20 protein-coding genes and 1 pseudogene are annotated in these 24,447 nt (G+C 38.4%); 14 read left to right on the plus strand and 7 right to left on the minus strand.

Annotation, left to right across the window (positions count from 1 at the left end):
- Both ACIPKN_RS00840 and sspI read right to left on the minus strand, forming a co-directional pair.
- A pseudogene (locus ACIPKN_RS00840) lies at positions 1 to 1,382 on the minus strand (FAD-binding oxidoreductase).
- A gap of 78 nt (positions 1,383 to 1,460) precedes the next feature.
- A complete protein-coding gene (gene sspI / locus ACIPKN_RS00845; RefSeq protein WP_132357157.1) occupies positions 1,461 to 1,670 on the minus strand; it encodes a small acid-soluble spore protein SspI in 210 nt (69 codons plus the stop codon).
- A 648-nt stretch (positions 1,671 to 2,318) separates the two neighbouring features.
- Here sspI and ACIPKN_RS00850 point away from each other — a divergent pair.
- The 4 genes from ACIPKN_RS00850 to ACIPKN_RS00865 all read left to right on the plus strand — a co-directional run bounded on the left by ACIPKN_RS00850 (position 2,319) and on the right by ACIPKN_RS00865 (position 5,627).
- The gene (locus ACIPKN_RS00850; protein WP_400932522.1) at positions 2,319 to 2,828 is read left to right on the plus strand and encodes a sigma-70 family RNA polymerase sigma factor; all 510 of its coding nucleotides are present in this window, start codon (positions 2,319 to 2,321) and stop codon (positions 2,826 to 2,828) included.
- A gap of 194 nt (positions 2,829 to 3,022) precedes the next feature.
- Entirely contained in the window at positions 3,023 to 5,185 is a 2,163-nt protein-coding gene (locus ACIPKN_RS00855; RefSeq protein ID WP_400932524.1) for a bifunctional diguanylate cyclase/phosphodiesterase, read from the plus strand.
- A 93-nt stretch (positions 5,186 to 5,278) separates the two neighbouring features.
- Positions 5,279 to 5,410 (plus strand): hypothetical protein, encoded by a 132-nt coding sequence (locus ACIPKN_RS00860; RefSeq protein WP_400932525.1) that lies wholly within the window; start codon positions 5,279 to 5,281, stop codon positions 5,408 to 5,410.
- Positions 5,388 to 5,627 carry a hypothetical protein gene (locus tag ACIPKN_RS00865; RefSeq protein WP_400932526.1) on the plus strand — a complete coding sequence of 80 codons (240 nt, stop codon included), beginning with the start codon at positions 5,388 to 5,390 and terminating at the stop codon, positions 5,625 to 5,627. Before ACIPKN_RS00860 ends, ACIPKN_RS00865 begins: the two co-directional genes overlap by 23 nt.
- A gap of 192 nt (positions 5,628 to 5,819) precedes the next feature.
- On the opposite strand, the gene ACIPKN_RS00870 is transcribed toward ACIPKN_RS00865, so the two are convergent.
- The 3 genes from ACIPKN_RS00870 to ACIPKN_RS00880 all read right to left on the minus strand — a co-directional run bounded on the left by ACIPKN_RS00870 (position 5,820) and on the right by ACIPKN_RS00880 (position 7,867).
- Positions 5,820 to 6,011 carry an H-type small acid-soluble spore protein gene (locus ACIPKN_RS00870; protein ID WP_142508842.1) on the minus strand — a complete coding sequence of 64 codons (192 nt, stop codon included), beginning with the start codon at positions 6,009 to 6,011 and terminating at the stop codon, positions 5,820 to 5,822.
- 12 nt (positions 6,012 to 6,023) lie between these two features.
- Positions 6,024 to 6,185: a YfhD family protein gene (locus ACIPKN_RS00875; RefSeq protein WP_142508843.1), complete on the minus strand. Its 162-nt coding sequence runs from the start codon at positions 6,183 to 6,185 to the stop codon at positions 6,024 to 6,026.
- Positions 6,186 to 6,451: 266 nt separating this feature from the next.
- Entirely contained in the window at positions 6,452 to 7,867 is a 1,416-nt protein-coding gene (locus tag ACIPKN_RS00880) for a LysM peptidoglycan-binding domain-containing protein (RefSeq protein WP_142508844.1), read from the minus strand.
- 168 nt (positions 7,868 to 8,035) lie between these two features.
- Between ACIPKN_RS00880 and ACIPKN_RS00885 the strand changes: the two genes are divergently transcribed.
- Positions 8,036 to 9,385, plus strand: a complete 1,350-nt coding sequence (locus ACIPKN_RS00885) for an FAD-binding oxidoreductase (RefSeq protein ID WP_400933162.1) — start codon at positions 8,036 to 8,038, stop codon at positions 9,383 to 9,385.
- A gap of 98 nt (positions 9,386 to 9,483) precedes the next feature.
- Here ACIPKN_RS00885 and ACIPKN_RS00890 read toward each other — a convergent pair whose 3' ends face one another.
- Complete coding sequence (locus ACIPKN_RS00890; protein WP_142508845.1) at positions 9,484 to 9,879, minus strand: (deoxy)nucleoside triphosphate pyrophosphohydrolase; 396 nt, start codon at positions 9,877 to 9,879, stop codon at positions 9,484 to 9,486.
- 272 nt (positions 9,880 to 10,151) lie between these two features.
- Here ACIPKN_RS00890 and ACIPKN_RS00895 point away from each other — a divergent pair, with 272 nt between their 5' ends.
- From ACIPKN_RS00895 to ACIPKN_RS00910, 4 genes are all read left to right on the plus strand, one after another.
- Positions 10,152 to 10,916, plus strand: coding sequence for a TrmH family RNA methyltransferase (locus ACIPKN_RS00895; protein WP_142508846.1), 765 nt, complete (start codon positions 10,152 to 10,154; stop codon positions 10,914 to 10,916).
- A 749-nt stretch (positions 10,917 to 11,665) separates the two neighbouring features.
- On the plus strand, positions 11,666 to 12,703 hold the full coding sequence (gene pheS / locus ACIPKN_RS00900; protein WP_400932529.1) for a phenylalanine--tRNA ligase subunit alpha: 1,038 nt from the start codon (positions 11,666 to 11,668) through the stop codon (positions 12,701 to 12,703).
- A 12-nt stretch (positions 12,704 to 12,715) separates the two neighbouring features.
- Complete coding sequence (pheT, locus tag ACIPKN_RS00905) at positions 12,716 to 15,133, plus strand: phenylalanine--tRNA ligase subunit beta (protein WP_400932531.1); 2,418 nt, start codon at positions 12,716 to 12,718, stop codon at positions 15,131 to 15,133.
- A 345-nt stretch (positions 15,134 to 15,478) separates the two neighbouring features.
- Complete coding sequence (locus ACIPKN_RS00910) at positions 15,479 to 17,446, plus strand: methyl-accepting chemotaxis protein (protein WP_400932533.1); 1,968 nt, start codon at positions 15,479 to 15,481, stop codon at positions 17,444 to 17,446.
- A gap of 129 nt (positions 17,447 to 17,575) precedes the next feature.
- Here the strand turns inward: ACIPKN_RS00910 and rnhC are convergent, their stop codons facing one another.
- Positions 17,576 to 18,502, minus strand: a complete 927-nt coding sequence (gene rnhC / locus ACIPKN_RS00915; protein ID WP_400932535.1) for a ribonuclease HIII — start codon at positions 18,500 to 18,502, stop codon at positions 17,576 to 17,578.
- A gap of 134 nt (positions 18,503 to 18,636) precedes the next feature.
- Here rnhC and zapA point away from each other — a divergent pair, with 134 nt between their 5' ends.
- The 5 genes from zapA to ACIPKN_RS00940 are packed head-to-tail and all read left to right on the plus strand — an operon-like array spanning position 18,637 to position 24,032.
- Positions 18,637 to 18,897, plus strand: a complete 261-nt coding sequence (zapA, locus tag ACIPKN_RS00920; protein WP_132357145.1) for a cell division protein ZapA — start codon at positions 18,637 to 18,639, stop codon at positions 18,895 to 18,897.
- 5 nt (positions 18,898 to 18,902) lie between these two features.
- The gene (locus ACIPKN_RS00925) at positions 18,903 to 19,442 is read left to right on the plus strand and encodes a CvpA family protein (RefSeq protein WP_323653177.1); all 540 of its coding nucleotides are present in this window, start codon (positions 18,903 to 18,905) and stop codon (positions 19,440 to 19,442) included.
- A gap of 59 nt (positions 19,443 to 19,501) precedes the next feature.
- Positions 19,502 to 21,211: a DNA polymerase/3'-5' exonuclease PolX gene (gene polX / locus ACIPKN_RS00930; RefSeq protein WP_400932538.1), complete on the plus strand. Its 1,710-nt coding sequence runs from the start codon at positions 19,502 to 19,504 to the stop codon at positions 21,209 to 21,211.
- Positions 21,212 to 21,229: 18 nt separating this feature from the next.
- Positions 21,230 to 23,596 carry an endonuclease MutS2 gene (locus tag ACIPKN_RS00935; protein ID WP_400932540.1) on the plus strand — a complete coding sequence of 789 codons (2,367 nt, stop codon included), beginning with the start codon at positions 21,230 to 21,232 and terminating at the stop codon, positions 23,594 to 23,596.
- Between the two features lie 22 nt (positions 23,597 to 23,618).
- Entirely contained in the window at positions 23,619 to 24,032 is a 414-nt protein-coding gene (locus tag ACIPKN_RS00940) for a DUF350 domain-containing protein (RefSeq protein WP_132357141.1), read from the plus strand.
- Positions 24,033 to 24,447: the final 415 nt, after the last annotated feature.

Raw genomic sequence — 24,447 nt, forward strand, 5'->3', positions numbered from 1 at the left:
TTACATGTTGAAAATTTTCCCTGGATTCATAATATTATGTGGATCAAGTGTTGCCTTGATGCTTTTCATCACTAATAGAGATGTTCCGTGCTCTGTAGATTGATATTTCATTTTTCCAATACCAACCCCATGTTCACCGGTACATGAGCCACCACGTAGTAAAGCAAATTGGACAATATGTTCATTGAAGCGGTCTGCTTTTGCCTGCTCCTCAGCATCGTTTGGATCTAACATTAACAAGGCATGGAAGTTACCGTCTCCAACATGACCTACAATTCCACCTGCAAGACCAACTTCCTCAAGCTGTTCACGAGCATATAAAACGGATTCAGCAAGCATAGATATTGGCACACAAACATCAGTCGACATAAGCTTTTTCCCTGGATATGCATGGATATATGCATAGGCCAATGAATGGCGCGCCTCCCAGAGCTTATTCCGTGCTGAATTGTCTTGTTCAAATTCAACAGAAAGACAGCCATAGTCCTCAAAAACTTCACTAGCAAAATCTATATCGGCATGCATACCTTCTTTATTTCCGTGAAATTCTAGAAATAGTGTCGGTTTTTCTTCATAGGATGTTTCATTATAAATATTTGCTTGTTTGATAGAGGCTTTATCGACCAGTTCAACACGGCCAATTGAAATGCCCGCTTGCAACAATGCGGTTACTGCACTGACAGCATCGCCAACTGTCGTAAAAACTGCACGTCCCGCCGTTACAAATTTTCGGGTATTCCATAGACTTGTAAAGTTAATTCTGTAAAGCAACCTAGCGTACCCTCAGAGCCAATGAAAAGGCCATTCAAGTGATAACCAGAAGAGGATTTTGCTGCTAAGCTACCGGTATGAATGACTGAACCGTCTGCAAGTACAACCTCTAAATCTCGTACTTGATCGCGCATAACACCATACCGCACTGCTGTTGTCCCGCTGGCATTCGTTGCTGCCATTCCACCAAGTGTAGCGTCAGCACCAGGGTCAACTGTGAATTGAAGTCCATGTTTTTTTAATTCTTTATTCAATTGAGCACGTGTTACACCCGGTTGTACTTTCACAAGCAGGTCATCTGGTCGAATTTCTAAAATAGCATTCATTTCAGAGAAATCGATAGAAATGCCATTTGCAATGGGAATTGCATTACCTTCCAAGCTTGAGCCAACACCAAAAGGTACGACTGGTACACGTTCCGCATGCGCAATTTTTAAGATGGCACTGACATCGGCCGTGGAACGAGGAAAGACAACGATATCTGGTAAGCTCATTGTATGATGAGATTCGTCCCTTCCATGTAGCTGCCGCACCGTTTCGTTTGTTGACACCTGTTCTTCAGATAAAATCTTTTTTAGTTGATTTACTATTAATTCTACAGCAACAGTCATTCCAATTCCTCCTAATTTTCTGATAAGTTAAACTTTATCATGCATTTATTGGAAAAGGAATGAACTGTCTATAAAAAGTTAGTGAGCAAAGGCTTTTTCAAGTTTTTGAACAAAAGCATCCTGCTCAGTGGGACTAGATTGCTGCCACCATTTTTCAAAAAACACACCAAGCCCTGGAAGTAAATGCTCTTCACCACGGCTAATTGCATCTTCGACAATATCCTTAAATTCGGCCGCTGATTGACCATGTACATTTGTCGTAATCGCATCTCTTATTTGAAAATTCATCTATTTCGCCTCCTTAGTAGTAATTTTGTCCAACCTTTTAAGAAATATGTATAGTGTGACAAATCAATTATGCCTCGGCATAATTCCGCTGTCGCTTAGATAAATAATGCGTCCGGAATCAGCTTTGTGCTTGCACGAAGATTTCCTTTCCGATTCTGTGACATCCGCCGGAGCTTTAGGCCAACAGATGTTTTTTTGCGCGAAAGCGTAATGCTACCGCATGATGTTGATCACTCAGTCGTGTTGTTGCTGTCGCTCCGCTTTCGCACAGATAAAACCGTGTTGCTGTCGCTCCGCTTTCGCACAGATAAAACCGTGTTGCTGTCGCTCCGCTTTCGCACAGATAAATTGCCGCAGGATGTGGTGCTCTTAGACTGGGTTCCTCTATCGGATGTCAGGACACCTGTTGAAAAGGAACTTAAACCAGCATTCATTTCACCACTTATAGAGGTAGGAGATGAATGCTGAAAGAAGTTAAAACATATGATTTTTGAAATATTATACTGTTGTTATGTATAAATATTAAAAAGGACTTATAAAAACTTTCTGATCATATTGACAAATGAGCGGTTCGACACCTCCTTGTATAGTAACTAAGATGAAGGTACCTAGGAATAATGGACTGTGCACAGTCGACAGGACAATAGGATGACAACACAGCATAATAAGCAAAAGTTATCACCTGAACAATCATTTGAGGAAGTATTAGAATTAGTCCAACCAATGATAACGTCGATTTTGTTAAGGTGCCGTATTTATAAAGATTTTGAGTATTATCGTCATATAGCATCCATAGCCGTGTGGGAGGCTTGGCGTAAAGCGGATCAATCAAAAGGGCTGTTTTCTGCTTATATTTATACAACCGTAAAAGGAGAAATTTTAAAAGAGCTTTCAAAGGAAAAGAGTTTTGAAAATATTCATACACCTATGGAAAATGACACGATAAATTATATTCGAGATCATGAAATGAATGAAAGCAGTCCAGTTTTTATAGAACGCATTATGTCTCATTTAAAATTTGAAGAAAGAAAAATATTACTACTTTTATATGTAGAAGGTTTTAGTTACTTTGAAATAGCAAAAGAACTAGGTATATCTGTGGACGCAGTTAAAAAAAGACGTACAAGAATAATGATTAAGCTTCGTGAGTTATTATAAATAGTACGATAAGCATCAAAGGTATGCTAATTTCATAACTGAACATTGGCATACTTTTTATATTTGCATACAAATTCCAATAAAAATGCTATGATTTGTAAGAAGTCAAAGAAAAATACAATTTTTAATGTTATTTTTCCTTTGGGTAGATCATATTACCTATCTAATTTGATTATTGGTATGGAGGGTTTCTGTTGGAGAATTGGTTGAAACAATTAGAGATAGAAAAGAAAGAGATTTGGTATATAGTATTGCCACTATTGCTAGTGTTGCCACTATTAGGTTTAAGTAATCAGGTATTTGGTTCTTTTGAGGAAGAAAGTTATATTTGTTTGAATTTGATTATACAAATACTAATTATTGTTTTTACAATGGCAATCGCTATTCAATCTTGGCTCGTTTTTTCACACTTATTATCGAGTCAAACATTATACATAGGTAATTTATTTTTTATCATCGCCTTGTTTGAATTAGTGAGCGTGGTTATCGCTCAATATCCAATGGCTGATACACTATATTTGGAAATATGGTTGGATTTAATCATGCGTTTATGCTTATCAATCGGTTTTGTTTTTATTATTTTAAAGCCAAAAAAACGCTTAACGATGAATGATCGTAATTATACATATTGCAGTTCCTTATTATTTGTCCTACTGAGCCTTTTTCTAGTGTATCTCTCTTCAAAATATTTTTTACTTGAAGAACAATTGTTGCTGAAAGCAAGCGCTATTGCTCATTTAATGTCTGCTGTCTTACAAGGTGTAACGATAGTGATTTTGAGTAAATATATAAAAAAGTTGCCAAAACGAGTTATATGGCTTATTAGCGCAGCAACTTATTTAATTATTAGTGATATTTTCTTTGCGTTCATCAAAGACTTGAAATCAATTTGGGGCTTTCCAGCATTAATTTATCAATTTTTTGCTTTCTTCTTTTTCCTAAAAGCTATTTATTATACAACTGTTGAAAAACCATATACACAACTTTTAAAAATAAAGCGGGATCTGGAGCATTCACAGCAGGAGCTTCATTTTCAAGCTTATCATGATGATATTACTAAGCTTCCAAATGAACATTTATTATTGAAAACTTTAAAAGAGGAATTACATGACAATAGTCGTCAAAAAGCAATCATTGCAATCGAAATTGATCGCCTTACAGCTATTCGTTCATCTATAGGTATTAGCTATTCTAATACAATGATGAAGCTCGTAGCTGAGAGAATTCAAGCTATATTACCCCCTCATTATTTTGCTACAAAGCTTCATGAGGGACAGTTTATTATTTATATTAATCATGTGAAGACAAGAGAAGAGTTGCTACAATTTTGCTTGAACTTGAAGAGTATTATGAAAAAACCATTACAAGTACAACTTTTTCCACTTAACGGAAATCTTAATATTGGCATTGCCCTGCATGAAGAAGATTGCTCAGGTGAAGAGCTTTTAATGCACGCTCAGTTAGCGATGAGAGAAGCGAGTCAAATACCTCAAAGAGTTCTTTTTTATAAGCCGTATATGTCAAATGGCATTGCTGATCGTATATTGATTGAGCAAGAGCTTCATAAAGCATTAGCTAATGAAGAATTTTACTTGGATTTTCAGCCTCAAGTAAATTTAAAAACGGGTAAAATCGAATCGGTGGAAGCGCTAGTACGTTGGCGTCATCCAACCCGTGGATTTGTTTCACCTGAGTTGTTTATCCCAATTGCAGAAGAATCTGGTCTAATTATTCCTTTAGGAAAATGGATTTTAGAAATGGCGTGCACTCAAGCGAAGACATGGAAGGAGCAAGGTTTGCCACCAATGAAGGTTGCTGTGAATGTATCCATTGGACAGTTATTCCAGCAAGATTTAGTGCATATGGTGCAAGAAATCTTACAACGTACAAATTTAGAACCTCAATATTTACAATTGGAAATTACAGAAAGTATGACGATGAACATTGATCAAATAACTCAGCTACTTCATGAGTTAAAGGCAATTGGTATACAAATTGCTGTTGATGACTTTGGGACAGGGTATTCGTCGCTTTCGTATTTAAAAGATTTTCCAATCGATTGTTTAAAAATTGATCGGGCGTTCGTTCGAAATATACAGCATAATTCAAATGATAAAGCGCTCGTTTCTATGATTTTATCAATGGCCAAGCATTTGAGATTAAAGGTTGTTGCTGAAGGAATTGAAGAAGTGGAGCAACTTGCTTTCCTGATTGACGGTGGTTGCGATTATATTCAGGGTTATTTGTTTAGTAAGCCGATTTCAGCAGAACAGATTTCCAATAACTTTAACGAGATACACAGTCGAGCAAGAGATATTTTAACAGAGTTAAAATATGAAGAGGATTTCGTCATTTAAAGTTGAGATTTTCAGTGGTGAAAAATAGAGCGATGGATAGAGCAACCAAAGCGATGGGGAGAAGAGCTGAAATGACGGATAGAGAAGTCAACAATGGATAGAGCAGTCAAAATGATGGAAAGAATAACTGAAGCGACGGAAAGAGCAGTCAAAGCGACGGAAAGAAGAACCAAAGCGACGGAAAGAAGAGCTGAAGCGACGGATGGAGCAGCCAGTGACGGATAGAACCGTCAAAGCGACGGAAATAAGAACCAAAGCGACGGATAGAACCGTCAAAATGATGGATAGAGCAGCCAAAATCATGGATAGAACCGTCAAAATGATGGATAGAACCGTCAAAATGATGGATAGAGCAGCCAAAATCGTGGATAGAACCATCAAAATGATGGATAGAGAAGCCAAAATCGTGGATAGAACCATCAAGGCGACGGATAGAAGTTAGAATGATGAAGTGGTTGATTGGAATCAAGGCTGATCGACTCCTTGCGGCTCATCGGACGCCCCCAGAAATCGCCTAGTCGGAACGGAAATCAAACACTCGATTTGACGTAATAGGAATTTTATTGACATAATAAACATGAAAACTGCTTACTTCATCACAGGAAGTAAGCAGTTTTTTATTTGATGGTAAAGTTTAATGAACGAGGTACTCTTCTTTTAATTCTCCTATGTCCACTTCGGATCGTTCCTCTAAAGACCGACGTAAATGGACAGTTGCAGTTTTACCATCATCATGAAGTTTGTCAATCCAAATAGATACGCCATTATAGCTTACTTCATATTCTTTTGGTGAGGCGACAATTTCTTGTGCACGTGTAAATTCCACTTGAAGGCCCCCTTATTTTTTTGTCTTGCCTTCTTTAGTGACTGAATTTATCATGTTCATAAACTCTTGAGAAAACTCTTCACTAACTTTGTCAGGCGCTATTTTTTGGTTTTTTGGCGTTTGAGGCAATGACCCTTTATTGGCGCTTTTACCTTGCTTATTGTCTCTTCCCATGTTCAGTTTCTCCTTTCGTTTTGATATTTCTTAATATGGCTTTGAATTGATTTTTTTATCATGGGAAAAACTAGGGAAAGGTAAGCATTTATTGTATATATGTTTAGTGCTTTTTGTGTTAATAGATAAATGAGCATACTAAGCGTAAAAAGGTGCTAAACTCCAAGACCTATTTAACGACCTCATGATCAATCCTTTTGGACAAAGAGGTGTATTGAAAATCCTTTAGAACCGAAATCACCCTCACCATCACGATGAGTCTTTATTTATAATGAAATCTTTTTGATAGAAAAACCATTATTTAATAACGCCCAGTTTTGCGGGAAAGGGAAGCCTAACGCCCAATAGCTAATACCTCGAAGATTATATTCTTTCGTCATGTCAAACTTAGCTTGTGCACTTCTAGCATCTTCAAACCATACCTCATGATTTCTACCTTGTTTATCAACATAACGGAAATACGGTGACTGAGCAGTTCTATCATATTGAATGGTTGCGCCATGTTTTATAGCTCTGTTAAGGGCTTCTTGAGAGCTGAATGTTTCTGCCTCTTGGCCTTTAACATGCGGTAGAAGCCAATCGCGAGCATAAATTTGAAAGCCTAAAAATATTTTATTAGCAGGCATAACGGATAAAGCATATTCCACAACTTTTCTCATCTCGTTAATGGGTGAAATGGCTTGTGGTGGACCAAGTCGGTATCCCCACTCATATGTCATCAAAATGACAAAGTCTGCAATTCTTCCGTGTGCTTCATAATCATGTGCCTCATATAAAGTTCCTGCCTGCGTTGCGCTCGTTTTTGGCGCAAGTGCCGTTGATACTAGGAATCCTTTTGGATGAAGACGATCAACAGCTAATTGGAGGAAAGTGTTGTAATTCTCCCGATCTGCTGGAAGAACGTTTTCAAAATCAACGTTTAGAACTTTATAGCCCTTTTCCTGCATCACTTGCAAAGTATTGTTGATAACCTTTTCCCGTAAATCTGCACTAGATAAAATAACATGTGATAAGTTGGAACCGGCTTCTGTGGAAGAGAAATTCGTAAGGGTCAACATAGGTGTAATGTTCTTTGCAATAGCTGCATCGATCATTTCTTTATCCTTTATAGGCTGTAATGTCCCATCCTCCTTCACCATATAAGCAAAGGGACTAAAATAAGTTAGTAGATGACCGATTGCGTTAATCGACTGTACGGCTTCTTTAGGCTCTTGATACGTATAAGCATTTACTTCAATGGTAGGCTTTGCTCTAGGAATAATCAAATGCGCACCAGCATAAATCATGTTTGGATTGGAAATTCCATTTTCTAAAACAATTGCTTGAACAGTCGTTCCAAATTGTGTAGCAATTTGCGATAGAGTTTCTCCTGGCAGCACAATATGTGTAGTGGGTGGAATAATTAGTCTAGTTCCAGGTGTTAAAACATCTGGATTTGTTAAATGATTTTCTGTGATAACCGATTGCATAGTCACCCCGTAATGTTGGGAGATCGACCATAAGGTGTCACCCTTTTTTACAATATGGGTTGTGTAAGGGGAAGGGATAACGAGTGATTGCCCGATTACTAATTGATCTGGATTAGATAAAGCGTTTAATTGGATAATGGAATTGATAGGTACAGAATAGCTGTTTGCAATTTGCCAAAGTGTTTCACCAGCGCTCACAACATGAATAATCATAAGGACACCTCCTTAGTAGTTTCAATATAGCATCATATGTATGAATAAAGAGAATGAGCATTTATCTTTCATTTTTAAGCGATAAAAATTCCGATTTTCATATTCTTTCCAAGTGATAAGCATAGGATAAAACATATGTATTGCATCATTTGAGAGAGGAGCTGTATGTTGAAGAAAGTAAAGCTCACAGGAAGAATTGTTATCCCTAAAGATCCGGACTATGAGCAAGCAAGAACAAATAATAACTTAAATGATCCCAAATTTCCCGGTATCATTGTATTTTGTCGACATACGAAAGATGTTATCAATGCATTAAGATGGGCAAGAGAAAATAATGAATTATTTCGAATCAGAAGTGGAAGACATAACTATGAAAATTATTCATTATTAAATGAAGGTCTTGTTATAGATGTTAGTGATATGAATGACATAACCATTAACCGGCAAGATAGGACAGCAAGAATTGAAGCGGGCGCTAATTTAGGAAAAGTGTATCGGATATTATGGGAAAATGGTTTTACAATCCCGGCAGGAACTGAAGGTAGTGTAGGGGTTGTTGGTTTGACACTTGGTGGCGGAATTGGCTTGCTATCGCGTCCGTTTGGGCTAACATGTGACAATTTACTTGAACTTGAAATGGTTGTTGCAAATGGTCATGAAGGGGCTGAAGTAATCCAAGCTGACAAGGAGAAAAATAGTGATTTATTTTGGGCAAGTTGTGGCGGGGGCGGTGGGAATTTTGGCATCGTTACAGCGCTTACATTTAAACTGCATCCTATTTCTAACGTATCGATTTTCTCCATTACATGGGGATGGGAAGATTTTGAACGAGCCTTTGACACATGGCAAAAATGGGCGCCATATACAGATGAACGCTTGACCTCACAGATTGAGCTTAAATCTAAGGAAGTGGGCGAAATTGTTGCTCAAGGTGAGTTTATAGGTACGGCATCTGAGTTAAAGAAACTACTACGTCCATTAAGGAAAACAGGTTCACCAACGAATATATGGATAAAGGAAGTACCGTATATTAAAGCTGTAGAATTTTTTGACTTACCGAGCGGTAACAAACCAGCCTTCCGTAAAAGGTCAGGATCCTTTATTGAAAGGCCATTCCCTCATGCTGCTATTGTAAAAATGAAAGAATTTTTAACGAACGCTCCAAATAGAGACACGACCATTTGGCAGCAATCTCTTAGCGGTGCGATAAGTCAAATTGCGTCAAACCGAACAGCTTATTATTATAGGAATGCTTTGATTGCTCAGGAGTATAATACTTCATGGAAAAAAGCTAAAGAAGAAGAAAAAAATATTCAGTGGGTGGAAAATTTAAGAAGGGCTTTGTCACCTTACACTGCTGGTGATTATGTGAATTTCCCAGATCGTTTTATAAAAGATTGGCCAACTGCCTATTATGGTCGTAATCTTAGAATGCTTAGAGAGGTAAAAGGAAAATACGATCCGTTTAATGTATTTCATTTTCCTCAAAGTATTCCGCCAAATAAAAAATGGCTTTAAATGAGGAAGATGAACTGCCCATAAAAGCCTGATTGTGAAGACTAATAATCAGTGGGGAGGAAAGAACCCCCACTGATTAAAGTTTCACTTTATCTCTACTATTTTTCTGCAAGTATTTTATTGATCGCTGGAATATCAGCGGGAGCAAAATTAAGATTTAGCAGCTCATTTCGAGGAACCCATCTAATTTCAGTATGTTCTAGCAGGACCGGCTCTCCTTTTGTAATTGACGCTTTAAATGTTTCTAAGCGTACGATAAATTTTTCATATTCATAAATGGTATCCTCAACCTTTTCGCCAACTTGTATAGAGCAATTAAATTCCTCTAATATTTCACGAATTAAGGCTTGATCAGGCGATTCGCCCTCTTCGATTTTACCACCAGGGAATTCCCAATAATTTGCTAGTACCATATTAGGATTTCTTAACGCACAAAAAATTTCGTGCTTATCATTTTCAATAATTGCACCGACTACATGTACATTTTTTTTCATTTATTTCACCCTCAAATTTATGTCTCTATTAGCAAAGCCATCACCCAAAATGAGAATTGTTTTGTATTTCTAAAATATTGAAAATTATAACATGTATTTTTGTGATTTTATATTTATTGGGGGTGATAATTACAATTCGTTTCCTTAAAAGAACGTTGATTTTAAAAAAATGAGCTTTAACAATTAAACTGTTTTTTGCATGGCTATGTAATTTATCGTTTTCTACTGTATAATAATGAACAATATATAGGAAAAAGGCGGTACGAGGTACGATGAAAAGAATTGAATCTACGCAAAATGCGTTAGTGAAATATTGGAAGAAGCTTGCTACAACACGTAAAGAGCGTGAAAGATCTGGAGAATTCCTAGTAGAGGGATTCCACTTGGTGGAAGAAGCATTAAAAAATACGGAGCAGGTGATGCAACTAATTGTACGTGAAGGTGTAGAATTACCAATGCTTTGGCCGATTGATAATGTGGCCATCGTTGAGGTAACGGCGGCTGTTGCCAAGGAGTTTGCTGAAACGGAGACATCTCAAGGTGTATTTGCGGTTTGTAAGCAGCCTTTGTTAGACGAAGATGTAATGGCCACGTGGCGCAAGGTGCTACTAATTGATGCCGTGCAAGATCCAGGAAATATTGGGACGATGATTCGTACTGCAGATGCAGCTGGTTTGGATGCAGTCATACTCGGTAAGGGCTGTGCGGATTTATATAATCCTAAAACGCTTCGTTCTGCACAAGGCTCACATTTCCATATCCCGGTCATTCGTGGTGATTTAGAGGAATGGATTGAGCAGCTACAAAATAATGGTGTACCAGTATTTGGGACTGCTTTAGATGAGGATGCAGTTGTCTATAGTGATATTGAACATACTGGTGCATTCGCGATCATGATGGGGAATGAAGGTAGTGGTATTCATCCACAACTACTTTCGATGACAGATCAAAATATTATTATTCCAATTTTGGGGCAAGCAGAGTCTCTAAATGTAGCAGTGGCAACAGGAATCGTTTTATATGGATTTGTTAAGTAGGTAATAGAAGTGTTGCAACTGTACTAATCATCACAGTTGTGGGTGACATTTTTTAATATAGGCACTGATATTAGTTGATTGTAGTGGAGGCTGGGCGACTCCTTGGGGATCAGCGATAGAGGAACGAAGGCTAAAAGCATCACATCCTGTGATAACGCCTTCGTGACCAACATCGTGTTGGCCCGAGACCCTGCAGCGAAGCGAAGCGGTTCATCGGACGCCCCCAGGAAGCTTTGCTCTGTGCGAAAGCAAAGCGTCAGCAACAAATGTTTTCTGTAGCGAAAGCGAAGCGTCAGCTACAAAGCGCCCAGTCGGAACGGAAATCAACCACACGTGATAAACTAAAATTGCCGATAAAGCCATTATATTGCTGTTAATAGGCACATGGCTCTTGATTTGAATTGGTATAGTATTGTATAATCACTGTTAAAATGTAAACGAAAATGCTTTGACCGGGAAGTAGTAAAGATTGTGAATGGACGACAGGGAGCGCAGGCCGAAGATTGAGAGCCAGTGCCGTACCAATGCAGTTTTGAATTCATCCTGCGAGCAGCTACCGGGACCAGCGAAACGCTGTAAAGGTATGCCGGCTTTAATCTAGTCGTTATGTCAATGAAGTGATTGTTAGGAATTTTCCTTGCAATAACTAGGGTGGTACCGCGAATATGTCCTCGTCCCTTTTTTTAGGGGCGAGTTTTTTTATGCCATCAACAAAATTGGCATGGATTTGAACAAGGAGGGTTTATTACATGGAAGAGCAATTAAAACAATTAGAGCAAGAAGCACTTGCTAAAATTGAAGCGGCAGCAAATTTAAAGGAATTAAATGATGTGCGAGTAGCATATCTAGGGAAAAAAGGACCTATCACTGATTTATTAAAAGGTATGGGGAAATTATCAGCTGAGGAACGCCCAAAAATGGGTGCTTTAGTCAATACAGTTCGTGAAAATGTAACTGCTGTATTAGAGGAAAAGGTAACTGTGCTAGAGGAAGCAGCAATTGCTGAAAAATTAGCAAGTGAGTCGATTGATGTCACTTTACCTGGCCGTGAAATTAAAGTTGGCAATCGTCATCCATTAACACGTGTTATTGAAGAAATTGAAGATTTATTTATCGGTATGGGCTATGAAATTGCTGAAGGACCGGAAGTGGAAAAGGATTACTATAACTTCGAGGCACTAAACTTACCGAAGGGACATCCTGCTCGTGATATGCAAGATTCGTTCTATATTTCCGAGGAAATATTATTACGTACGCATACTTCTCCTGTGCAAGCTCGCACGATGGAAGAGAAGAAGGGTGAATCAATTCGCATTATTTGTCCAGGGAAAGTATTCCGTCGTGACAACGATGATGCTACACACTCTCACCAATTCATGCAAATTGAAGGGTTAGTGATTGGTGAAAATATTCGCATGAGTGACCTTAAAGGTACACTTGATACATTAGCGAAAAAAATGTTTGGTGCGGAGCGCGAAATTCGACTTCGCCCAAGCTTCTTCCCATTCACAGAGCCATCTGTTGAAATGGATATTTCTTGCTTCAAATGTGGTGGTTCTGGCTGTAACGTATGTAAAGGTACAGGCTGGATTGAAATTTTAGGAGCTGGTATGGTGCATCCAAATGTACTTGAAATGGCAGGCTATGATCCGAAGAAAGTATCAGGCTTTGCATTCGGTATTGGTGCTGAACGTATCGCAATGTTGAAATATGGTGTCGACGATATTCGTCATTTCTATACAAGTGACACACGTTTCTTATCACAATTTGAGCGAACAGAAGCGTAAGGGGGATAACAAATGTTAGTATCATTAGATTGGTTAAAAGAGTATGTAAGTACACAGGATTTAACACCTGAGGAGTTAGCTGAAAAAATTACGCGCTCTGGAATTGAAGTAGATGCAGTAATTGACCGTGCTAACGCAATGGATAAAGTTGTTGTCGGCTATGTCGTATCAAAGGAGAAACACCCTGAAGCAGATAAATTAAATATTTGCCAAGTGGATGTTGGTGAAGCTGAACCACAACAAATTATTTGTGGTGCTCCAAACGTTGATGCTGGTCAAAAAGTTATTGTCGCTCGTCCTGGTGCACATTTACCAGGCGGCATTAAAATAAAAAAAGCGAAACTTCGCGGACATGAATCAAACGGTATGATTTGTTCATTACAAGAGTTAGGAATCGAAGGGAAACTAGTTCCTAAAGCATATTCTGAAGGTATTTATGTGCTTCCTAAGGGTGCAGAGGTCGGTTCAGATGCCCTTGCTATTTTAGGTTTACGTGACACAGTATTAGAGCTTGGTTTAACACCAAACCGCTCAGATGCACTGTCAATGCTAGGTGTGGCGTATGAAGTTGGCGCAATTTTATCTGAAGAAGTGAAGTATCCAGAAATCGCCTACAGCACATCTTCTGAAAAAGCAGAAGACATGTTAAAGCTTCGAGTAGAAGATTTACAAGCGAACCCAATGTATGTAGCAAAAGTTGTGAAAAACGTAAAAATCGCGGAATCACCGATGTGGCTACAAAATCGCTTAATGGCAGCAGGTGTACGCCCTCATAATAATGTTGTCGATGTAACGAACTACATTTTAATGGAATACGGTCAACCGCTTCATGCCTTTGACTACGATAGTCTTGCAACAAATGAAATCGTAGTGCGTAAAGCAACAGAAGGCGAAAAAATTACTACTTTAGATGACCAAGAGCGTACATTAAAAGCAACAGATTTAGTCATTACAAATGGCAAAGAGCCAGTAGCTATCGCAGGTGTAATGGGTGGTGCAAACTCTGAAGTAAATGATTCTACAACAACGGTTGTGATCGAATCTGCTTATTTCGATGGTTTAACTGTACGTCAAACATCACGTCATCTTGGACTGCGTTCAGATGCTTCTGCTCGCTTTGAAAAGGGTGTTGACCCTAACCGTGTATTACCAGCTGCAGAACGTGCTGCAGCACTACTAGCTGAACTAGCTGGTGGTGAAGTGTTAGAGGGAACATGCATCGTGGATGAACTAGATAAATCACCGGCACGTGTTGTCGTTTCTCCAGATTTTATTAATGAACGTTTAGGTATGAAAATTTCATTAGAAGAAATGTTGACTATTTTAGAGCGTCTTAAATTTGGCGTAGAAGCAGCAAATGGTTTACTAATCGTTGATGCACCAACACGTCGTCAAGATATTAAAATTGAAGAAGATATTGTAGAAGAAATTGCTCGTTTATATGGCTATGATGAAATCCCGATGACTTTACCAGAGGGAGCAAACCAAGTAGGTCGTCTAACACCATATCAAGCAAATCGTCGTTTAGTTCGTAACTATATGGAAGGGGCAGGCCTTTACCAAGCTGTCACTTACTCATTAACTTCAGATGCATTGTCACAACGCTTTGCATTGAAAGCTGAGCCAGTAACACGTTTACTAATGCCGATGAGTGAGGACCGTTCAACACTACGTCAAAGTCTTATCCCACATTTAATTGAAGCTGCTGCATATAATGTTGCACGTAAAGCTGACAATGTGGCATTGTATGAAATCGGTTCAGTATTCCTTGGTCAATCAGAAGAGGGGCTACCATACGAGGAAGAGCATATGGCTGCAGTAGTTACAGGAAAATGGCTTGACCATGCTTGGCAAGGGGAGAAAAAAGCAGTAGATTTCTTCGTCTTAAAAGGCATTGTAGAAGGTGTTATCGGTAAGCTCGGTTTAGAGGACCGTATTTCATTTGTGAAAGCTGAAGTAGATGGATTACATCCAGGACGTACTGCTAGCATTCTTTTAGACGGTGAACAAGTGGGTATTATCGGTGGATTACATCCAGCAGAGCAAAAAGCATGGGGTGTAAAAGACACATATGTAATGGAAATGAATCTAGTAACATTATTAAATGCTAATGCAAAAGAAGCACCTCTTGGTTATACACCAGTGCCTCGCTTCCCAGCAATGTCTCGTGATATTGCACTTATCATGGACCGTACAACAACAGCTGGAGAGGTTATTGCTGCGATTCGCTCAGCAAGCGTGAAATTATTGAAAGACGTTCGTGTATTCGACGTATATGAAGGTGAAAAAATGGAGGCTGGTAAAAAATCAGTTGCATTCTCCCTAACATACTTCGATCCAGAACGTACTTTAACAGATGAAGAGGTTGTTGCAGCACATAACAAAGTGTTAAAAGCTATTGCAACAATTGAAGGTACAGAAGTACGCTAATTTTCAACTTCTTTCAGCATATATGTTTTGTACCGAACGCGTAGCGACAAGTACAGATGTACCTCTAAAGCGCTGAAAGAAGTTAAAGCGTCCGGACGCTATTATGCCGAGGTATTATTGATTATGTTTTTGTGAGCTGTCTTTTAATGAGGCAGCTTTTCGTTTTATTCACATCATTTTTATTGGAAGTGTGAGAGAAATAAAGCGCTAAAGAGAAGACTTTAAGTAAATTTACATGTTTAAGTATTTCGCAATATTTAGAAATAACAAAAAATAAATTTTTGATTTATATTTGTGTATAGTATAATTTGGATAGAAAATTTTACTATTGGGGTGGTAGTTATTATGAAAAATCATCGAAAAAGAAGAGGCTTTTCCATGCGAGCCCGATTAATATGGGCGTTTACCTTGACACTTTTAATCCCCAGTATTGCTATTGGTACGTTTTCATATTTGAAGGCTTCTGATCAATATGACAAGGAATTAAGTAATAGCTCGCGGGAAAATGTTGATTTATTAAATACACTAATTTCAAATGAGATATCACCTATTCAAAGTGATGTGGAGTATTTAGCTGCTTCTTTTAATAAAAATGTGCAAGATGTAGACGCTTTAAAGGAATTAGAAAAATATAACGCTTTACATAGTAATGTCTCTGTTGTCAATTTAGCAATTGAGGGGCACAAATTTATGCGTGAACCATATGCTAAATCCTCAGCCGATTATGATCCATTTACGCGACCATGGTACTTAAAGGCTATTGAATCACCAGGCAAAAACGTTATGGTTGATCCATATAAATCAACGATTACAGGTGAATTAATATTAGCAGTATCAGCTGGTTTACAGGATCGTTCAGGGGCTATTTCTATTGGTCTAAATTTAGACGGAATTTCCGAACTAGTGAAATCAGTGGAGATTGGTAATAACGGCTATGCTACATTAGTAAATGCCAATAATCTTATTATTGCTGATCCACAATTAGAAGTAGGATCGGAGCTCAAAAAGTCATATATAGAAAAGATACAAGGAAAAGAAGAAGGTAGTTTTACCATTGAAGAAGATGGGAAAAAGCATCGAGTGTTTTTTACTACCAATAAACTAACGGGATGGAAAATTATTGGTACTATGGATTTGGCAGACGTAGCAGCTATCACAAAACCAATATTAATAAACACGATGACCGTTATTGTCATTGCTCTAATCGTATTTGGAATCATTGGTGCTTTCATTATAAGAACAATCACTCAGCCATTAAATAAGTTGTCAACAGTAGCTGAGCAGGTAGGAGATGGTGATTTACGTAATTTAATTGACATTAAAAGACATGATGAGATAGGTAAATTGGCGGATATATTCAATAAAATGATTCTATCTTTACGTGGTGTAGTTGGTAACATTGGTGAGGAATCCAATCAGTTAGCTGCATCATCGGAGGAACTTACAGCAAGTACAGCAGAAAATAAACGAGCTACATCGCAAATTGTTGATTCCATTCAAACATTTGCTGAAACGGTTGATTTGCAAGCCGAAACAATTAATGATAGCACTAACGCTGTACTTGAAATGTCTTCATCCATTCAACAAATTGCCGTTAAGTCCGATACCGTTAATGAGATGTCGAATAAAGCAATGGAGGCTGTTGTGATAGGAGACCAAACTATTCAAACAGCAATTGGCCAAATGAAAATGATTCAAAGTACTGTCCAAGCACTTGAAAACACCGTACAAACACTAAGTGAACGTTCAAATGAAATCGGACGTATTGTAGAGGCTATTACGCAAATTGCTGATCAAACGAATCTTTTAGCTCTAAATGCTGCAATTGAAGCTGCTCGTGCAGGTGAGCATGGAAAAGGTTTTGCAGTTGTTGCTGATGAGGTGCGAAAGCTTGCTGAGCAATCCGCACAATCAACAATGCAAATAAAAGATATCATTGATTATATTCAAGCCGATACAAAACTAGCGGTTGAATCAATGGCTGCTGGTTCAGCCGAGGTATTAAAGGGAATTGATGTAACAAATATGGCAGGAAAGTCATTCAAAGAAATTAGTGATAATGTACAAAGCGTAACCTATGAAATAGGACAAATTTCAGAGACAGCAAAAGTTATTTCTGAACATTCCAATCAAGTGGCAATAGGAATTGAAAGTGTGCTTCAGCGAACAAATGAAAATACAGCAAGTGCACAAAATATTTCCGCCGCAACTGAGGAACAGCTTGCTTCTATGGAAGAAATCGCTGCATCGGCAGAAGCCCTTGCTAAAATGTCTGAAAATCTACAACAAACCATTAGACAGTTTAAATATTAGGCTAAACAAAAATCTGATCATAATAAGTTTTTGATATAAAGAATTTCGCTAACTACAATAGAGAACAAGTTGTGTATAACTTGTAATCTGCTGGAGTATAGCGAAATTTTTTTGTCTAATAGACCAATATTATTTCATCTTTTTAGCTTTCTCAGTATTCGCAAAATGCCATTTCGTTATGGAACGTAAAAATTCCTCACCTTGTTTCCGCCAGATGCGTGCTGCTAATGCATCTACTTTCGCTGAAGCTCCCTTCAACAACTCTATCCCAGCAATCTCGCTTAGACGGTCCATTTCTTTTAAAAATGCAGCACGAGCTAATATCGATGCAGTTGCTACGGAAAGATGTAGTTGCTCGGCCTTCGTAGAAAATAGCACATTCTCCCGAACAATATCTCGTTCATTTTTTAAGTAATTGTAATAAACGCCGCGTTCCGCAAACTGATCTATCAAAATATGTTCTGGTTTTTCGGGCGCCATTTTCGCCAGTGCATTTTTAAGTGCTCGATTGTGCATCATAGCTTTCATTTTACCTTGAGAGTAGCCTCGTGATTGAAATTCGTTATATTTTTCATTGCGTAGTACAAGTACACTATGGACACAAGCTGCACGTAAATCAGGGGCTATTTTACGCATGTAATCATCCGTTAGCATTTTTGAGTCCTTGACACCAAGTTCGTTTATAAGCGCAATTTTTGATGATGGGACATATACGGCTGCAACTGTTATTGGACCGAAATAATCACCAGTACCAGTTTCGTCTGAGCCTAGCACCGACATCGTAGCAAAACCTTCTGGAAGAACGTCGCCCTTTACTCCTAACGACGATGATTTTTGTGTATTTTTTACTTCTATGTTTCCCCAGCGCGCAGCTTCTCGCTCAGCTCCTCCCCCTTGGAACATTAATTTACCTGATTTGTACATCGTAATTGCTGTATCTGGGAGCTTTGCGGCAAAGATAACACCTGGAGCTTTACGCTCTATAAAATGGTTTGCATAGTATGACATCACCTCTTTTTGTATATTTGTTGATATGGAAAGTACAATATTTGACATTTGCTCGTTCCTTTCTGTCCTCATTGTTCACAATTTTATACCTTTCATGGTATGATAATAAATAGCTTTTTTGTGTAAGCGGCTCACAATAAAAAAATTCGTGAGCACAAAAATTTTTAAAGGAGGGTGCGACTATGGAAAATCAAGAAAAGAATAAAATTTCTGTGGAAATCTACGGTCATACATATAAAATGGTCGGCTCTGAATCCATGGGACATATGCGACTTGTCGCTTCAATTGTTGATGACCGTATGCGCGAAATGAATGTACATAATCCCTCTCTTGATAGCACAAAGCTCGCCGTTCTTACAGCAGTAAATACCGTTCATGATTATTTACTATTAAAAGAACAAATGGAAAAACTAGAAGAAGAATTGAAAAAATTAAAGGGTTGAAGTGAATGTTAGATTTAATCATATTAGTGGTGCTATTAGCCGGGCTCATCGTTGGTGCAAAACGTGGTTTCATTGTTCAGATGATGCATATCGTTAGCTTTATAGTTGCCCTAATAGTTGCGTATATCTATTATAAACCATTAGCACAAAAATTTGTGTTTTGGGTTCCGTATCCAGGTGTAACGGATTCAGGTAGTCTTGGAGTAGTTATTGATAGCCTGGATTTAGACCGCACTTTTTACCGTGTCATTGCATTTGCAGTTATTTTCTTTGCGGTGAAAATTACAATGCAAATTGTGGCATCGATTTTTGATTTTATAGCGTATTTACCTGTGTTAGGTACAGTGAATCGCTGGCTTGGAGCATTGTTTGGCATGATTGAAAACTATTTAATTATGTTTATTTTGCTGTACATTCTTGCTTTATTGCCAGTTGCTTCTATTCAAAGTTTAATGTCGAAGTCGTTGTTAAGTGGTCTCATTTTGGAACACACCCCAATTATTACAAGTATGTTTCAAAATTGGTGGTATATTTATATGCAATAGCAAACTGTGCACTTCTCTCGGTTTTGAGGGAAGTGTTTTTACGATAGGAGGAATTCCCAATGAACAAAAAAACAATTATTCGCACATTTGAAAAAATTGCATTGTATATGGAATTACAAGGGGAAAATCCATTCAAAGTGTCTGCCTTTCGAAAAGCTGCTGCCGCACTTGAGGGGGACGAGCGCTCGTTAAGTGAGATGGAAGATGTAACAAAGCTTGAGGGTATAGGTAAAGGTACAGCTGCGGTTATTGAGGATTTAATGACAAATGGTGAATCAAGCTTATTAAAAGAGTTAGAAGAAATTGTACCAAAAGGATTGCTCCCGCTATTAAAACTTCCAGGCTTAGGTGGTAAAAAAATTGCTAAGCTTCATCAAGAGTTAGGGGTTGATTCTGCGGAAAGTTTAAAGGCTGTTTGTGAGGAAGGTAAAGTTCGTGAGCTAGCAGGCTTTGCGGCTAAGACCGAAGAAAAAATTTTAAAGGAACTTGCAAATTTAGCAAATCGATCAGAACGTTTACCGATTTGGCAGCTGGAGCCAGTTGTTTTACAAATTGAAGCTCTTCTAGATAGTATGGAAGAAGTAGAACGTTTTTCTGTTGCAGGAAGCTTCCGTCGTGCAGCTGAAACAAGTAAAGATATTGATTTTATTGTTGTAACTGAAGCAGTTGAAACTGTACGTGAAAAGTTACTGAATGAGCTTTCTGTACAAGAAGTCGTAGCAGCTGGTGATACAAAAATTTCAGTTATTTTAGATCTAGATGAGCCTGTAAGTGTAGATTTCCGATTAGTAAGAGATGTAGAATATGCAACAGCTTTGCATCATTTCACAGGCTCGAAAGATCACAATGTACGCATGCGTCAAATTGCTAAAGCCCGTGGTGAAAAAATTAGTGAATATGGTGTAGAGCAGGCTAATGGCACCGTATTAACGTTTAAGGATGAAGAAGAATTTTTTGCGCATTTTGATTTACCATTTATTCCACCGAGTTTGCGTACAGGAACATCGGAATTTGACAAAACGGATGACATTAAAAGTCTAGTGAAAATAGAAGATATTAAAGCAGATTTGCATATGCATACGACTTGGTCTGATGGTGCATACTCTATAGCTGAAATGGGCGAAGCATTGATTGCGTGTGGGTATCAGTATAGTGTTATTACTGACCATTCACAATTTTTAAAAGTAGCGAATGGTCTAACGCCAGAGCGCTTAACAAAGCAACGTGCTGAAATTGAGGCGTTTAATGAAGCACATCCTGATTTCCATTTATACGCGGGGACAGAAATGGATATTTTGCCGGATGGTTCCCTAGATTTTGAGGATGATGTGCTAAAAGAATTAGATTTCGTCATTGCCTCTATTCACTCTAGCTTTACACAATCGCAGGACAAAATTATGGCACGTTTACTTACGGCGATGCAAAATCCGTACGTTCATATGATTGCACATCCAACTGGTCGCATTATTGAGGATCGTAATGGCTATAATCCTGATATGGGACAATTAATTTCGTGGGCAAAGGAATATGGTAAAATTTTAGAGTTAAATGCGAATCCATATCGTCTTGATTTATGTGTTGAGCATTTAGAAATGGCAATGGCCGCTGGTGTGCCCGTAGCAATCAATACGGATGCCCATGATATTGCTCATTTACGCTTTATGGATATTGGGGTGCGCTATGCAAACAGAGCATGGTTAAAAAAGGATATGATTGTGAATACATGGACGCGAGAACAATTTGAAGCGTTTATTCGACGAAATAAATAGATTGAGGAGGTGTTCTCAGTGATCGCAGAACGCGCATTGAAAACACTAGAATATGATAAAGTACGTCAGCAAGTGGCTACATACTGTACTTCTTCAATCGGTAAATCAGCGGTTGATCAGCTTGTACCACAGACAGACTATGAAAAAGTTGTACAATTATTAGAAGAAATGGATGAAGGACTATCCATTTTACGTGTTAAAGGCAATGTGCCAATGGGTGGGATTTTTGATGTGCGACCAGCTGCAAGGCGTGCACAAATCGGTGGCATGCTTTCAGCGATGGAACTAATGGAAGTTTCAAGTACAATTCGAGCTAGTAGAATTCTTCGCAATTTTATCGAAGATATAGAATCAGAAGAAGTGATTGAGATTCCACATTTCATCGCCAAAAAGGAGTCAATGCCTGTTTTGACAGGCTTACAGCATGAAATTAATAACTGTATTGATGACAACGGCTCAGTGCTAGACTCTGCAAGTCAAACTTTGCGATCCATTCGCCAATCTTTCCGCGCTGAGGAAGCTAAAGTACGCTCTAAGCTGGAAAGCCTTATACGTGGGAGCAATGCTTCAAAAATGCTGTCAGATACACTCGTAACGATTCGTAATGATCGTTTCGTTATCCCTGTTAAGCAAGAGTATCGTCATCATTATGGTGGAATTGTGCATGACCAATCATCTTCTGGCCAAACATTATTTATCGAGCCAGATTCGATTGTACAAGCGAATAATGAGATTCATCGATTAAAAATGAAAGAGCAAGCTGAAATTGAACGTATCTTACTTGCCTTAAGTGCAATGGTAGAGGAAGTAGCTCCAGATTTATTTAATTTAGTAAAAGTACTAGGTGAGATTGACGTTATTTTAGCTAAAGGCAAATATGGTCAAGCGAACAAATGTACAATGCCTAAAATGAATAACGACGGCTATATTCGACTTGTTCGTGCACGTCATCCGCTTTTACCAATTGAAACAGCGGTTCCTAACGATATTGAATTTGGTAAAGATATTACGGCAATTGTGATTACAGGGCCAAACACGGGCGGTAAAACCGTCACTTTAAAAACAGTTGGACTATGTACATTAATGGCACAGGCTGGGTTACCAGTGCCTGCACTTGATGGTTCAGAGCTTGCTGTTTTCAAGCAGCTTTTTGCAGATATTGGAGATGAACAGTCGATTGAACAATCATTGTCAACATTCTCCTCTCATATGGTCAACATAGTAGATATCTTACAAAAGTTTGATTTCGAATCACTCGTTCTATTTGATGAATTAGGTGCCGGGACAGATCCTCAGGAAGGGGCAGCTCTGGCCATCTCCATTTTAGATGAAGTACATGGTCGTGGCGCCCGCGTTATGGCAACAACGCACTATCCTGAGCTAAAAGCATATGGCTATAATCGTCCAGGGGTTGCCAATGCAAGTGTAGAATTTGATATTGAGACATTGAGTCCAACATATCGTCTACTTATTGGTGTACCAGGCCGCTCCAATGCATTTGAAATTTCAAGTCGTCTGGGCTTACCAGAATCGATTATTGACCGTGCGAAAAGCTTTACAGGTACAGATCGCCATGAGGTAGAGTCAATGATTGCTTCACTAGAAGAGACTCGTCGCCAATCCGAAGATGATGCAGAACGATCTCATGAGTTACTAATGGAGTCTGAAGAACTTCGTAAAGAGCTACAAGGAAAACTACAAGCTTACGAGGAACGAAAAGAATCACTCGATAATAAAGCAAAAGAAAAGGCTCGTAAAATTGTTGATGAAGCAAAAAGAGAAGCAGAATCAATTATTGCTGAGCTTCGAGAAATGCGCAAAAATGCAGACCAAGTTGTCAAGGAGCATGAACTCATCGAAGCACGTAAACGATTGGAAGAAGCTACACCGTTTGAAAACAATAAAGTGTTGAAAAAAGCGGCACAAGTAAAGGCTCGTGCACAAAACTTAGTTGTCGGAGACGAGGTAAAGGTGTTAAGCTATGGACAACGGGGTACATTGCTTGAAAAAGTATCGGATACCGAATGGGTTGTCCAAATGGGTATTCTGAAAATGAAAATCTCGGATAGTGATCTAGAGTACATTAAACCCGAAAAAGAACCTGTTCAACGTATGGCTGGTGTAAAAAATCGCAATAGTCATGTAAAATTAGAATTAGATTTACGCGGCGAACGGTATGAAGATGCCATCATACGTACGGAAAAATATATTGATGATGCCTTGCTTGCTAACTATGGGCGTGTATCAATTATTCATGGTGTCGGCACAGGTGCATTACGTCAGGGAATTCAAAGTTATTTGAAAAAGCATAAGCGGGTAAAATCCTTCCGTTTTGGTGAAGCGGGTGAGGGAGGATTAGGTGTCACGGTTGTGGAATTGAAATAAGCAGTAAAGGGGACGGAGAAAAATGCTGAATTCTAGCTTTTGGCGATATCCAATTATCGAAACGGCAGGATATTTTAGTGTTGTTGTATTATGTTTAGTCGTCTCGATGGCATTGTTCGAAGTCGTTACGAAATATAAAAACTGGGAAGAAATTAAAAATGGTAATATCGCTGTGGCACTCGCAACAGGCGGGAAAATACTGGGGATCTGTAATATTTTTCGCTTTTCCATTGCGCGCCATAGCACTTTAAGTGAAATGATTGGCTGGGGCCTTTTTGGTTTTACATTACTAATTGTGGCGTATTTCTTATTCGAATTTATGACACCACGTTTTAATGTTGATCAAGAAATCGCTAACGATAATCGCTCAGTCGGTTTCATTTCCTTTACCATTTCACTCGGTCTATCGTTTGTTATTGGGGCAAGTATTGCATAGGAGTGTAATGACATGGAAAAATTAGCAAAAGTACTAATCGTTGTCTGCATCGCATTTTTGGCAGTCGGTGTCTATTATATGATGACCCTTTAAGCAAAAAACGCATCCTTTTTTGAGGATGCGTTTTTATATATATTGATAGGTAAAGGGAAGGAATGCTAAGGGAGCTAGCGACGGAAAGGAAAGACAAAGTGAAATAAAAAAACTAAAATACCCTCGAAAAAAATCGAAAGTTACATTATCCTCGTTTCAAACCATCATAAAAAACTACTAACATCTATTAATATTCCTTTAACTACCTAAAAAGCTATCATAAAAAATTATTTTTGAAATATAGAAATATTAACGCAGTCTTGTGCATAAAAAAAGATTGAATGAATGAGTATTCATACGCTCTATCGTTCCAAAACCTTAA

The organism is Lysinibacillus sp. NPDC086135 (assembly GCF_044746345.1).
Classification (GTDB): Bacteria; Bacillota; Bacilli; order Bacillales_A; family Planococcaceae; genus Lysinibacillus.